We start from the raw sequence: 13,912 nt of genomic DNA, 5'->3' as shown, positions 1-13,912 counted from the left end.
TAATTATCATGACAAAAGAGGTTAACACATAATGCTTAAATTTTTAGAGAGAATAAAACACTGGCAATTCATTGCCTACTTGCTCTTAATATATGATTTACTGACAGTTATACTGTCATATTTTTTGGCCTTATGGCTTAGATTTGACTGCCGTTTTACCCATATTGGGTGGCAGTATTTATCCATGTATTATCGCATCATCGTTCCTTATGCGATTTTTACAGTGGTAGTTTATAAGTTGCTCGGACTTTATCGCAGTATTTGGCGATTTGCCAGCTTCTTTGAGCTGAAGCGTTTGATTTACGCTACCGTAATTACGATATTCTGTAAGGTGGTTTTTGTTACAGCATTTATTCAGCGAATGCCAATTTCATATTACGTATTCGGTATCGGCTTCCAGTTTTTCTTCGCGGTGATGATTAGATTTTCGTATCGATTTGTCCTTCTTATGCGCACTAATCAGAACGTGGCGTTGCAGGATGAGAAGAAGGTACTCCTTATTGGCGCCGGTTCTGCTGGTCGTATGATTCTACGCGATGTAAATTTTGTAGATGGCGGAGCCCATGGCAATTCAAAGATTGTGGCTATCATCGATGACAACTCTAACAAGTGGGGACGCTACATTGATGGCGTGGCGGTTATTGGTGGAAGAGATAAGATTCTCAAGGCTGTAGAGGATTATGGCATCGAGGAAATCTTCATTGCTATAGCAAGTCTCAGTCCTAGTGAGAAGCGTAATCTGATTAACATTTGCCAGCAGACAAATTGTAAAATCAAGCAGCTTCCAAATATGTATGCTGAGAAGGCTGGAATTATCAGTGCTGGAAATCTTCAGAACATCACTATCGAGGATGTTCTTGGACGCGATCCTATCAGCCTCCACCAGGAGGATGTGGCTGCTCAGCTTCAGGGCAAGGTCGTTCTTGTTACAGGCGGTGGCGGATCAATCGGTTCAGAGCTTTGTCGACAGATTGCAAAGTATCAGCCAAAGCAGCTCATTATTTTCGATGTATATGAAAATAATGCCTATGACATTCAGCTGGAGCTTAAGAAGAAATATCCATATCTTGATTTAGTTACTTTGATTGGTTCGGTTCGCGATGCTCGTCGTATTGAGTCAGTTTTTGAGACATACAGACCAAATATTTGCTACCACGCAGCAGCTCATAAGCACGTACCACTTATGGAGGACAGCCCTTGCGAGGCTATCAAGAATAATGCGGTGGGAACCTACAAAACTGCTTATGCTGCCATGAAATATGGCTGTGACAGATTCGTCCTTATCAGCACAGATAAGGCTGTAAATCCTACAAATGTTATGGGCGCCACAAAACGTATATGCGAAATGATTATCCAGACATTTGATTACATGGTGCAGACTCATCAGGAGGATAAGCTCCCATGTCTTATCACACATCAGGTGGATGTGGACAGCAATGAGATGGGCAAGGTTGCAGCAGGTACAGGTCATACTGAGTATGTGGCAGTACGTTTTGGAAATGTACTTGGTTCTAACGGATCGGTTGTACCTCTGTTTAAAAAGCAGATTGCCGAGGGTGGCCCAGTTACCCTTACACACAGGGATATCATCCGATATTTCATGACTATTCCAGAGGCGGTTTCGCTTGTACTTAAAGCAGGAGCCAATGCATCTGGAGGAGAAATCTTCGTTCTTGATATGGGTGAGCCAGTTAAGATTCTTGACTTGGCTCGCAACATGATTGAGCTTGCAGGTCTTCGTCCTGATATCGATATCGAAATCAAGGAAATCGGTCTTCGTCCAGGCGAGAAGCTCTACGAAGAAAAGCTCATGAGCGAGGAAGGCCTTAAGGAAACTGAGAATCACATGATTCACGTTGCAGAGCCTATAAAGTTTGATTCGCTTGCTTTTATCGGACAGCTCGGTGAGCTAATGAAGTTGGCCTACGCTAATGAGGCTGAGGGCACTGTGAAGAAGATTAAGGAGACTGTTGTTACCTTTAGAAACTCTGATGCAGGTAAATAATACTAAATGAACAATAATTACGACATAGTTTTTAGAGCAGATGCAAATCCTAATATCGGCATGGGGCACGTAATGAGATGCCTTAGCGTAGCTGATGCATTTAACGCTATTGGTAAAAATGTTTTGTTTGTGCTGGCAGATGATAGTGTGGTCAGTCTTATAAATGACCGGGGATTTAGCACAGCTGTTTTGAAAAGTGATTTTAGAGATATGGAATCTGAATTAGAGAGCTGGCCAGATGGCTTGCAGCCGGAGATTATCATATTAGATTCCTATTTTGTCACGGAAGGATACTTTAAGAATTTGAAAGAAAAGTATCCAGCAGGGGCGCTAACATACATCGATGACGTGGCAACATTTCCATATCCAGTAGATATTTTGGTTGATTACAACGCTTATGGTCCATATGTGGATTATGAAGGTTTATATGCTGGCGCTGATATTAAATTGCCAAGACTCATACTTGGACCGACCGTCACTCCACTTCGCGGGATGTTCAAGGGAATACCTCGCAAGACTCAGCCAGAGCAGGTAAGAGACATTCTCGTCTCCACAGGTGGGTCCGATGAATTGCATTTGGCAATTAAATTATTGCAGACCATTGCTAATAGGGACAACGAGGAGCGAGTATATCATTTCCTGATTGGCACCATGAATAAGGACCGAGAAGAGATTCATTCTATGGCAGATGGATTGGAAAATGTGGTCTTGCACGAAAATGTAACAGATATGAAATCACTAATCCAGTCCTGTGACATCGCCATTTCTGCAGCAGGTTCTACAATGTATGAAATCTGCGCATGCGGCGTGCCGATGCTTACATATTCAATTGCAGACAATCAGATTCCTGGAGCAGAGGCGTTTGAAAAGCAAGGCTTGGCTCTTAATGTAGGAGATTTAAGGGTACCTGAATCTATAGATGCAAACGAAGTGATTAGCGGAGAGTTGTACGCTGATGCTCAACTTAGAATTATAGAGGCTGCCGAAAAGCTGGCAGATGATTATAATTTGAGATGCAAGATTGGAACAAGAATGCAGGAGCTTATAGATGGCTGCGGAGCTGAGAGGCTAGTTGAGGAACTAATAGTTGGCAATAGAGGCTCAAAATAGTGTATAATTAATAAAAATTTATAACAAAAGGGAGGGTTTTTACAATGTACGAACAGATTAAATTGCCATATGCAACAGATGCTCTCGAGCCACACATTGACAAGCTCACTGTGGAGACTCACCATGGCAAACACCATGCTACATATACTAAGACTTTTAATGAGCTGGCTGAGAAGGCTGGCATGTCGGACCTTCCAGTGGAGGAACTGTTAGCTTCTCTCGATAAAGTAAGTGATGCTACTCTTCGTCAGGGACTGAAGAATCAGGGCGGTGGATATTATAACCATAATCTTTACTTCGAAATGTTTTCTCCAAACCCAGCTAAAGCACCTACCGGCAAGCTGGCAGAGGCTATTGATAAGACTTTTGGAGGCTTGGATGCCTTAAAGGAGCAGCTCACCACAGCAGCTACCACACAGTTTGGTTCTGGATGGGCATGGCTTTCTACAGATAAATCGGGAAAGCTTGCAGTTTCTAAAACAGGCAATCAGGATAATCCAATTTCCGAGGGAACCGGCATGATACCTCTTGTTGCATTGGATGTTTGGGAGCATGCATATTATCTTAAATATAAGAATCTTAGAGCAGATTACATTAAGGAGTTCTTCGAAGTGCTGGACTGGAGTAAGGTCAGCGCAAGATATGAAGAGATAATAGGATAATTTTGTGCGCTAATTGTCAGAAAAATAATAGATTATGTCATATCAATAGTGGGGAAATTTTCTGTCCCCACTATTTGTGATTTTATAAAGTGGAGAGATAAATGACACGACGAGAACGGGAAATTACTGACCCAAATAAGATAGACCACATACTGAACAATTGCTTATACCTTCACCTAGGCCTGGTGGATGATGGAAAACCATATGTGGTGCCTATGAACTATGGTGTCGCAAGAGACGAGTCTGATGGACATTACATTCTTTATCTTCATAGTGGGCACACCGGCAGGAAGCTGGATATTATGAGAAAGAATCCAGAGTGCTGTTTCACAATGGAGCTTTATGCTGAGCCTTTTGAAGGCAGGATGGCATGCCAATATGGAGTAAGCTATGAATGCCTTATGGGAACCGGAAAGATTACCTTTGTGGATGACCCGGCGGAAAAAGATAAGGGACTGCAGGCTATAATGAAAACACAGACAGGTAAGGACGAGTTCACATTTGATGAACGTATGGTTTCTATAGTCACAGTTATGAAGATAGATGTGGAGGAGCTGACAGGAAAGTTCAGGCCTCTTCCAGGGCAGGAGAATGATAAATAATTATGTATGCAAAATGTTTTAAGCGATTAATAGATTTTGTATTGGCATTAGTAGGGATAGTCGTGTTGTCGCCACTTTTAGTGATACTGATAGTCTTGGGAACCATCTTCATGGGCGGCAATCCCTTCTTCACTCAGGCAAGGCCTGGATACCACGAGCGAGTTTTTAAATTAGTAAAGTTCCGCACCATGGATAACCGAAAGGATGCGTCAGGACAGCTTTTGCCAGATGAGGTGCGTTTGAACAAGTACGGCAGATTTTTACGAAGCACATCGTTAGATGAGTTACCAGAACTTTTTAATATTCTCGTGGGACATATGGCAATTATTGGCCCACGTCCGCTGCTTGTACAATATCTTCCACTTTATAATGAGGAGCAGCGCCACCGCCATGATGTGCGCCCAGGCCTCACTGGCTACGCGCAGGCTCACGGTCGCAACAGCGTATCCTGGGAAGATAAATTCGCCATGGACGTCTGGTACACTCGTAACGTGTCCTTCGCATTAGATATTCAGATAATAATTGATACCGTAAATACGGTATTGAAGAAAGAGGGCATTAGCTCAGAAACATCGGCTACAATGGAGGCATTCACTGGAACACCTGAGGGTGTAACGAGCCAGTGGAAAGCACCTTTTTAATTAATAAACAGTTTACAAAGGAGAATAATGTCATGAGTAAAATCGACATAGTAATTACAATGGGGGGCCTCGGCTCACGTTTTAGAAAGATGGGCTACACAGTGCCTAAATACATGATTGAGGCAAAGGGCAAGACTTTATTTGAGTGGTCACTCATCAGCTTAGAAGGCTACAAAAATGAAGTGAATCAGTATGTTTTCATCGCTATGAAGGATGAGGCAGCTGATGTTGAGGCTTTCATTAGCGGAAAATGCCAGGAGCTTGGCATCAAGAATTATCATGTAATTGTGCTTGATTATCTTACAGATGGTCAGGCTACTACAGCTATGAAGGCAGCCCAGTTCTGGGATAGAGACAATGCACTTTTAATTTACAACATTGATACATATGTAGAGGCCGGCGAGATGAATTCCGCAGAGCTTAAGGGTGATGGCTTTATCCCATGCTTCCAGGCAGAGGGAGATCACTGGAGCTTTGTAAGATTAGACGAGGCTGGCAAGGTAGTAGAAATTAAGGAAAAGCAGCGTATCTCTAATTACTGCACACTTGGTGCGTATTACTTCAAGACCTGTGGACTTTACGAGGATTTATACAACGAGTACTACAGCAAGACACAGGAGCTTGTAAACGGCGAGAAGTACGTGGCACCATTGTACGATTACCTGCTGTCAAAGGGTGGAGAAATTTACATTTCTGACATCGATCCAAAGAGAGTTCACGTACTGGGCACACCAGAGGAGCTTCAGGCATTCTTAGATGAGTAAAAGTTGGCTGGGAATATAGCAAAATCTTCCTGGGGCGCAGGCTTATTGAATCACACGGGGGTTGTGATATAATACATTAAGAAAAATTCAAAATTGGAAAAGGTTTTTATATGGACAAAAAAATACTGACAATCGTAGTGCCTTGCTACAACGAGCAGGAGTCACTACCATTGTTCTATCAGGCGATTATAGATTTAGAAAAAGAGGGAAAACTTAACCCTGTAGATTTAGAGTTTGTGTTTGTAGATGACGGCTCTAGGGATAATACTCTTGGTGTGTTCCGAGAGCTTTCTGCTAAGGATGACAGAGTTCACTATGTATCGTTTTCGCGTAACTTTGGTAAGGAGGCAGGTATCTATGCCGGTCTTGAAAAGTCAAAGGGTGATTACGTAGTTATCATGGATGCAGATTTGCAGGATCCACCTGCCATGCTCCCAGAGATGCTTTCTTACATCGAGTCAGGCGAGTACGAGTGCGTTGCTACACGCCGCGTAGATAGAAAGGGCGAGCCACCTATTCGTTCATGGTTTGCTAGAAAGTTCTATCGCCTCATGAATAAGATTTCTAATGCAGATATTGTTGACGGTGCCCGCGATTACCAGATGATGACCCGCAAGGTGGTTGATGCAATTCTTTCAATGAAGGAGTATAATCGATTCTCAAAGGGCATCTTCGGCTGGGTTGGATTCAAGCGCAAATGGCTGGAGTTTGAAAATGTTGAGCGTGTTGCCGGCGAGACAAAATGGTCTTTCTGGAAGCTTTTCATTTATGCGATTGATGGTATCGTAGCATTCTCCACCACACCACTCATCATGGCATCTATCTTTGGTTTGATTATGTGCCTGGTGGCATTTGTGTTTATTATAGTCATCATTGTTCGTACGTTGATTTTTGGAGATCCTACCAGTGGATGGCCATCAATGGTTTGTATAATTCTTTTGGTTTCAGGTATTCAGCTTTTATGCATGGGTATTCTTGGCGAGTATCTTGCAAAGGCATATCTTGAGACAAAGAATCGTCCTAAGTACTTAGTACAAGAAGAGAGGTAGTTTTTAGTGTACACAAAGAATATTGAAAAGTTTGAGGAAAAGGTTTTCCTTGCTACTCCTACCATGCATGGCGAGGAGCTTAAATACATTCAGGAGGCATATGACACCAACTGGATGACTACAGCAGGAACAAACATCACTGAGGTTGAGAAGCTATGTGCAGAGAAGGTCGGCGTGAAATATGCTGTTGGTCTTTCAGCAGGTACAGCATCACTTCATCTTTCAATGAAGCTAGCTGGTATCGAAGCATACGGTATGCCAGAGGTTGGCCATGGTTGCCTCGAGGGACACAAGGTTTTCTGTACAGATATGACTTTCGATGCCACAGTTAACCCTGTAGTTTACGAAGGAGGTATTCCTGTTTTCATCGACACAGAAGATGATACATGGAACATGGATCCAGTTGCTTTAAAGAAGGCATTCGAGATATATCCAGAAGTAAAGGTTGTTGTTTGTGCACACCTTTATGGTACACCTGGAAAGCTTGATGAGATTGGTGCTATTGTCAAAGAACATGGTGCTATCCTTATCGAGGATGCAGCAGAGTCTTTCGGTGCCACATACAAGGGCGCTCAGACTGGTACATTCGGAAGCTACAACACAATATCCTTTAACGGAAATAAAATCATTACTGGTTCTTCAGGTGGATGCTTCCTTACAAATTCTAAGGAGGCTGCAGATAAGGTTCGCAAGTGGTCTACACAGGCTCGCGAAGCTGCAGCATGGTATCAGCATGAGGAGCTTGGTTACAACTATAGAATGAGCAATGTAATCGCCGGAGTTATACGCGGTCAGCTTCCATATCTGGAGGAGCACATCGCACAGAAGAAGGCGATTTACGAAAGATATAAGGAAGGCTTCAAGGGACTTCCAGTTCAGATGAATCCTATGGATCTTGAGAACTCAGAGCCAAACTACTGGCTTTCATGTCTCATCATTGATGCAGATGCTATGTGTCCACAGGTTCGTGGCGAGCACGAAGCGCTCTTCACACCAGAGCATGGCAAGAGCTGTCCAACAGAGATTCTTCAGGCAATCGCCAGCATCAACGGCGAAGGTCGTCCAATCTGGAAGCCAATGCATATGCAGCCAATTTACCGTCTCAATCCATTCATCACACGTGAGGGAAATGGACGTGCAGTTACAAATGCCTACATCGCAGGCGGCGTAATGGGTAAGGATGGTAAGCTTTTAGACAGAGGCGTAGACATCTTCGAGAGAGGTCTTTGCCTACCATCTGATAACAAGATGACACCTGAGCAGCAGGATAGAATCATCGAAGTTGTTAGGGCTTGTTTTGAATAGTGTGTTATAATCAAAATGTAATATTTGTAAGCCTAGAAGGAGGATTTATGAAGAAATATATTAATAAGATTGTTACAGGTTGTTTGTTTCTGTCTTTAGCATGTGTTGCATTCATAGCTCACCCAGTGACAGCTGAGGCTAAGGTTTATAACTATGACATCACTCAGGAGAATTTCCCTGCAGCAGATTACGCAGCTCGCTATGCAGATGTAAAGGCAGCTTATGGCAATGATGCAGCAGCTCTCTATAATCACTACAAGTTCTTCGGAGTAGAAGAGGGACGTATTGTAAAGATTACTAAGGATGTGCTTGCATCACAGGTTAATGCTGAGACAGATAATATTGCTTATAAGATTTTTGCGATAGATGTTCTCGGAACTATCGTTACTGATGACATGACTGATGCTCAGAAGGTTAAGGCAGTTGAGAACTGGATGAAGACAAACATCACTTATGGCTCTTGTGGAGATACTCGCAGTTATCACATCACTGGTCCTATGACAAATCAGCCTACAATGGATGAAGGTTATGCAGAGACTTTTGAGTTTTTCATGGATGCCCTTGGCATTCAGGCTATCACCAATAGTGATTTGAAGTCCAATAAAGTCGAGGTTGATGGTGTGTGGTACAATGTGAATATTCCTGCTGGTGTATTGTACTAAGAGATTGTTTATTATTTGATTTGAAGAATTGATTTTGGATTATGAGCCTGTGGCGCCTGCCGCAGGCTTTTTTATTGTATTGAGGAAAAGCTTTTAAAAATGTTATAATAACTTGTATTTAATATTTGACAAATCAATATTCAAAAAAGGAATGAATCCAAATATTATGACTAAAAAACTTTCAGTAGTTGTATCTGTATATAATGAGGAGCTTGGGCTCAGACAGTTCTACGAACACACCACTCCTATTCTAAAAGAAGTATCACAGCGCACCGGCTGGGATTATGAGCTAATTTTCGTAAATGATGGAAGCCGTGATGGAAGCTTGGATTTGCTTAGAGAATTTGCAAGCCAGGATGAAAAGGTTGCGGTTATTAATTTTGCTGCAAACCGTGGTCACGAGGCGGCCATGATTGCCGGAATCGACTATTCTACAGGCGATGGCGTGGTTTGCATGGATGCAGATTTGCAGCACCCACCAGAGTCAATCCCAGCAATCGTGGAAAAGTTTAATCAGGGATATGATGTCGTTTCCATGATTCGTACTTCTAGAGCAGATGCTGGCATCTTTAAGAGAATCACCTCGGCTGCATTCTACAAAGTGATGAATGCTATGGCAGGTAAGACAAAGTTCGAAAATAATTCGTCAGATTTCTTTGCAATTTCACGTCGCGTGGCTTTAGTGCTTAAGCAGGATTATCGCGAGCGTGTAAGATTCTTAAGAGGCTATGTGCAGAATGTTGGCTTTAAAAAGACTACACTTGAATTCGAGGCAAGTGCCCGCGTGGCAGGTGAGAGCAATTACAATCTTAGAGCTCTTGTGAAGCTTTCCCTTAACGCTATCTGCAATTTCTCAGACGTGCCTTTGAAGATGGGAATTTATGCCGGAGTATTTTCTTTAGTCTTGGCATTTATTTTAATAATTTATTCTATCGTACAGTATTTCCTTGGTACAGCACCTAGTGGCTACTCTACACTTATCGTAGCCCTCTGCTTTATGTTCGGAGTCCTTTTCATAATTTTGGGATTTATATCCGAATATTTGGCTATAATTTTTGCAGAAGTTAAGAATAGACCAATCTATATAGTTGATAGTATAATTACAAAAGACGGGGAAGAATATAAGTAACTTGCAAATAGCACAGATGGGGTTGAGTTATGCTTAGTACAAAAAACAGAATAGTTAACGAACGATTTTATGATGCTTATATACTTTTCGATGACATGCTTGCGCAAAGATTTAAGCTTGAAGAAGGCGGTGTTGCAAAGTATATGGCAAAAATGAAGGAATGTTACACCGAGGCAAGGGAGCATATCCCTGAGTGGGATGACACTTTTAAACGCCTACAGCATCTTCAGGCAAGATTTAATTCCTTGAAGGATGGAAAGGTTGCCTTCGAGCATTTTCAGGGAAAAGATGAAGATGTGGTATGGATGTCTGTTTTTAAAGAGAAAATGGATGCGGAAGCAGATGTTCTGTCAAAGTATTCAAAAATCGATTTTACAAAAAAGAAAAAGAATGAAGGTTTCTTTGGAAAGCTTTTAGGACTATTCAAATAAAGAAGATTGATTTATCAAGAGGTGCACATTATGTGCGCCTCTTTTGTTATTTAGACTAGTGTGGTATAATTTACAGGATTATGGGTGCCTAGGCACTTTTATACAATAGGAGAGATTATTTTGAAAATTCTAGTTACCGGTGCAGCCGGTTTTGTAGGAAAAAATCTTGTGGAAACACTTAAATGCGCTTCCGATGGTCGAGATAAGTTCCACTCGCTTGGCGAGGCTCTCACTATCTATGAGTATGACAGAGATTCCACTCCTGAGGAATTAGACCTGTACTGCAGTGATTGTGATTTTGTTTTCAATCTGGCAGGGGTCAATCGTCCTAAAGACAATAGTGAATTTATGGAAGGAAATTTTGGTTTTGCCAGTACCCTTCTTGATACCTTAAAAAAGCATAACAATACCTGTCCGGTGATGCTCTCATCATCTATTCAGGCAACACTTTTAGGCAGATATGCAGGCAGCGATTATGGCGCTAGCAAGCTTGCTGGTGAAGAGCTGTTTTTCAAGTACAGCTACGAGACAGGAGCTAAGGTTTTGGTTTATCGCTTCCCAAATCTTTTTGGAAAATGGTGCAGACCTAATTACAATTCTGCGGTGGCTACTTTCTGCAATAACAAGGCTAATGGCTTGGAGATTACAGTGAATGATCCATCCACAGAGCTTACACTTGTTTACATCGATGATTTGGTAAATGAGATGTTTGCAGCCCTTCGAGGCGAGGAGCATCGCTGTGATTATGATGAGGAAGGAAATGTGGTCCCTGATACAGCTGGTAAGTATGCATATGTGCCAGTGACACACACTGTTACACTAGGTGAGATTGTGGAGCTTTTAGATAGCTTTGTGGAGCAGCCAGACACACTTATGATGCCTGATATTCCAAAGGGTAGCTTTGCAAAGAAGCTTTACAGCACATATCTTAGCTATCTGCCAAAGGATAAAGCGATATTTGATTTAAAGATGAACTGCGACCAGCGAGGTTCGTTTACCGAATTGCTCAAGACTGCAGAGCATGGTCAGTTCTCAGTGAATGTCAGCAAGCCTGGCATTACAAAGGGTCAGCATTGGCACCATACAAAATGGGAGTTTTTCATCGTGGTTTCCGGTCATGGAAAGATTCAGCAGCGCCGTGTAGGTGTTGATGAAAATGGAAATCCATTCCCAGTTATTGAGTATGAGGTTAGCGGAGAGAAGATTCAGGCTATTCACATGCTTCCAGGCTATGCACACAACATTATAAATCTATCTGATACACAGGATCTCGTTACTCTTATGTGGGCTAATGAGCTTTTGGAGCAGGATAGACCAGATACATATCGTGAAGAGGTATAACATGTTCAAAAATAATGGAAAATTAAAATTATTAATTATCGTAGGAACTCGCCCTGAGATTATTCGTCTTGCAGCAGTTATCAAGAAATGCCGCAAGTATTTCGATTGTGTTCTTGCACACACAGGTCAGAACTACGACTACAATCTTAATGGAGTATTCTTCAAGGATCTTCAGCTTGACGACCCAGAGGTTTACATGGACGCCGTTGGCGACAACCTTGGTCAGACAGTAGGAAATATCATCGCAAAGTCATACGAGCTTATGGTGGAGATTCAGCCAGATGCTCTTTTGATTCTAGGCGATACAAACTCATGCCTTTCAGCTATCGCTGCAAAGCGTCTTCACATCCCAATCTTCCACATGGAAGCTGGAAACAGATGTAAAGATGAGTGCCTCCCTGAGGAGACAAATCGCCGTATAGTAGATATTATTTCGGATGTAAATATGGCATACTCTGAGCACGCTCGCCGCTACCTGGCAGACTGCGGTCTTCCAAAGGAGCGCACATATGTGACTGGATCACCTATGGCAGAAGTGCTTCATGAGAATTTAGAGGCTATCGAGGCTTCTGATGTTCTTACAAAGCTCGGACTTGAGCCAAAGAAGTACATCCTTCTTTCAGCTCACCGCGAGGAGAACATCGATACAGAAAAGAATTTTACATCGCTTTTCACAGCAATCAACAAGCTTGCTGAAAAATATGACATGCCAATTTTATACAGCTGTCACCCACGTTCAAGAAAGCGTCTCGAGGCTACAGGCTTCAAGCTTGACCCACGAGTTCGCATGCACGAGCCACTTGGCTTCCACGATTACAATCATCTCCAGATGAATGCCTTCGCGGTTGTTTCAGACTCAGGTACACTTCCAGAGGAATCAAGCTTCTTTACAAGCATTGGAAAGCCATTCCCTGCAGTGTGCATCCGCACATCTACCGAACGTCCAGAAGCACTTGATAAGGCTTGCTTCTTCATCGCTGGTATCGATGAGGCATCACTTCTTCAGGCAGTAACAACTGCTATAGATATGAATGAGGCTGGTGATTACGGTATCCCAGTTCCTGATTATGTTGAGGAGAATGTGTCAACTAAGGTTGTTAAAATTATCCAGTCTTACACTGGTATTGTGAATAAAATGGTTTGGAGAAAGGAAGTTTAAAAATGAACTGCGATTTATTCAAAGATAAAACCCTTATGATTACAGGAGGTACAGGTTCTTTTGGTTCTACTGTACTCAAGCACTTTTTAGATTCTGATTTAAAGGAAATCCGTATTTTCTCACGTGATGAGAAGAAGCAGGATGACATGAGACATCAGCTTCAGGCTGAGCATCCAGAGCATGCTGGAAAGGTTAAGTTCTACATTGGTGATGTTAGAAACATGCGCTCTGTTCAGGACGCTATGCCAGGTGTTGATTTTATTTTCCATGCAGCAGCACTTAAGCAGGTTCCATCTTGCGAGTTCTTCCCAATGGAAGCTGTTCGCACAAACGTAGAGGGAACTGACAATGTACTTCACGCAGCTGTTGAGGCTGGCGTTCAGAGAGTTGTTTGTCTTTCAACAGATAAGGCTGCTTACCCAATCAACGCAATGGGTATTTCTAAGGCTATGATGGAGAAGGTAATCGGCGCAAACGCTCGTGTTGCAGCAGGCAAGACTACAATCTGCTGTACACGTTACGGCAATGTAATGTGCTCACGTGGTTCCGTTATTCCTCTTTTCATCGACCAGATTAAGGCAGGAAATCCTATCACAATTACAGACCCTAACATGACTCGTTTCCTTATGAATCTTGATGAGGCTGTAGCCCTTGTTATGTTCGCATTTGAGCATGGTGAGCCAGGTGATTTATTCGTTCAGAAGGCAGATGCCTGCACAATTGGTGACCTTGCAAAGGCTGTTCAGCAGACCTTTGGTGATACAGGCACAAAGATTATCGGAACACGTCACGGCGAGAAGCTTTACGAGACACTTCTTACAAACGAGGAGTGCGTTCGTGCAATCGATATGGGAGATTACTACCGCGTACTTCCTGATGGTCGTGATCTTAACTATGACAAGTTCTTCGTTGATGGTCAGGTTCAGACAATGGCTTCTGATTCTTATACATCACACAATACAAAGAGACTTGATGTTCAGGGCACAATCGATAAGATTATGGGCACTGACTATGTAAAAGAGATGTTGGAGAGCTGGGGAAAGTAAAAAAAT

The 13,912-nt window shown here is 42.5% G+C and carries 14 protein-coding genes; all 14 read left to right on the top strand.

What is annotated here, in order from left to right; all coding sequences use genetic code 11:
- The first annotated feature begins 31 nt into the window (after positions 1-31).
- The 14 genes from BLP54_RS03635 (at position 32) to BLP54_RS03570 (ending at position 13,906) form a co-directional block, all read left to right on the top strand.
- Entirely contained in the window at positions 32-2,005 is a 1,974-nt protein-coding gene (locus tag BLP54_RS03635; protein WP_090166880.1) for a polysaccharide biosynthesis protein, read from the top strand.
- Between the two features lie 6 nt (positions 2,006-2,011).
- Complete coding sequence (gene pseG, locus BLP54_RS03630; protein WP_090166878.1) at positions 2,012-3,115, top strand: UDP-2,4-diacetamido-2,4,6-trideoxy-beta-L-altropyranose hydrolase; 1,104 nt, start codon at positions 2,012-2,014, stop codon at positions 3,113-3,115.
- A 44-nt stretch (positions 3,116-3,159) separates the two neighbouring features.
- Entirely contained in the window at positions 3,160-3,777 is a 618-nt protein-coding gene (locus BLP54_RS03625) for a superoxide dismutase (RefSeq protein WP_090166875.1), read from the top strand.
- A 101-nt stretch (positions 3,778-3,878) separates the two neighbouring features.
- The gene (locus BLP54_RS03620) at positions 3,879-4,379 is read left to right on the top strand and encodes a pyridoxamine 5'-phosphate oxidase family protein (protein ID WP_090166873.1); all 501 of its coding nucleotides are present in this window, start codon (positions 3,879-3,881) and stop codon (positions 4,377-4,379) included.
- Positions 4,380-4,381: 2 nt separating this feature from the next.
- Positions 4,382-5,020, top strand: coding sequence for a sugar transferase (locus tag BLP54_RS03615; protein ID WP_090166871.1), 639 nt, complete (start codon positions 4,382-4,384; stop codon positions 5,018-5,020).
- A gap of 32 nt (positions 5,021-5,052) precedes the next feature.
- Complete coding sequence (locus tag BLP54_RS03610; protein WP_090166869.1) at positions 5,053-5,784, top strand: glycosyltransferase family 2 protein; 732 nt, start codon at positions 5,053-5,055, stop codon at positions 5,782-5,784.
- 110 nt (positions 5,785-5,894) lie between these two features.
- A complete protein-coding gene (locus tag BLP54_RS03605; protein WP_090166867.1) occupies positions 5,895-6,833 on the top strand; it encodes a glycosyltransferase family 2 protein in 939 nt (312 codons plus the stop codon).
- Positions 6,834-6,896: 63 nt separating this feature from the next.
- Positions 6,897-8,138: a DegT/DnrJ/EryC1/StrS family aminotransferase gene (locus BLP54_RS03600; protein ID WP_242870623.1), complete on the top strand. Its 1,242-nt coding sequence runs from the start codon at positions 6,897-6,899 to the stop codon at positions 8,136-8,138.
- Positions 8,139-8,185: 47 nt separating this feature from the next.
- The gene (locus tag BLP54_RS03595) at positions 8,186-8,800 is read left to right on the top strand and encodes a hypothetical protein (protein WP_090166865.1); all 615 of its coding nucleotides are present in this window, start codon (positions 8,186-8,188) and stop codon (positions 8,798-8,800) included.
- Between the two features lie 166 nt (positions 8,801-8,966).
- The gene (locus tag BLP54_RS03590; RefSeq protein ID WP_090167123.1) at positions 8,967-9,929 is read left to right on the top strand and encodes a glycosyltransferase family 2 protein; all 963 of its coding nucleotides are present in this window, start codon (positions 8,967-8,969) and stop codon (positions 9,927-9,929) included.
- 29 nt (positions 9,930-9,958) lie between these two features.
- Positions 9,959-10,360, top strand: a complete 402-nt coding sequence (locus BLP54_RS03585; RefSeq protein WP_090166863.1) for a DUF6548 family protein — start codon at positions 9,959-9,961, stop codon at positions 10,358-10,360.
- A 120-nt stretch (positions 10,361-10,480) separates the two neighbouring features.
- On the top strand, positions 10,481-11,701 hold the full coding sequence (locus BLP54_RS03580; RefSeq protein WP_090166861.1) for a capsular polysaccharide biosynthesis protein CapF: 1,221 nt from the start codon (positions 10,481-10,483) through the stop codon (positions 11,699-11,701).
- A gap of 1 nt (position 11,702) precedes the next feature.
- A complete protein-coding gene (gene wecB / locus BLP54_RS03575) occupies positions 11,703-12,860 on the top strand; it encodes a non-hydrolyzing UDP-N-acetylglucosamine 2-epimerase (RefSeq protein ID WP_090166859.1) in 1,158 nt (385 codons plus the stop codon).
- A gap of 2 nt (positions 12,861-12,862) precedes the next feature.
- On the top strand, positions 12,863-13,906 hold the full coding sequence (locus tag BLP54_RS03570) for a polysaccharide biosynthesis protein (protein WP_090166857.1): 1,044 nt from the start codon (positions 12,863-12,865) through the stop codon (positions 13,904-13,906).
- Positions 13,907-13,912: the final 6 nt, after the last annotated feature.

The sequence above is a fragment of the Pseudobutyrivibrio sp. 49 genome (genome assembly GCF_900100545.1).
In the GTDB taxonomy this organism is placed as follows: domain Bacteria; phylum Bacillota; class Clostridia; order Lachnospirales; family Lachnospiraceae; genus Pseudobutyrivibrio.
This window is presented reverse-complemented; position numbering and strand designations above follow the sequence as displayed.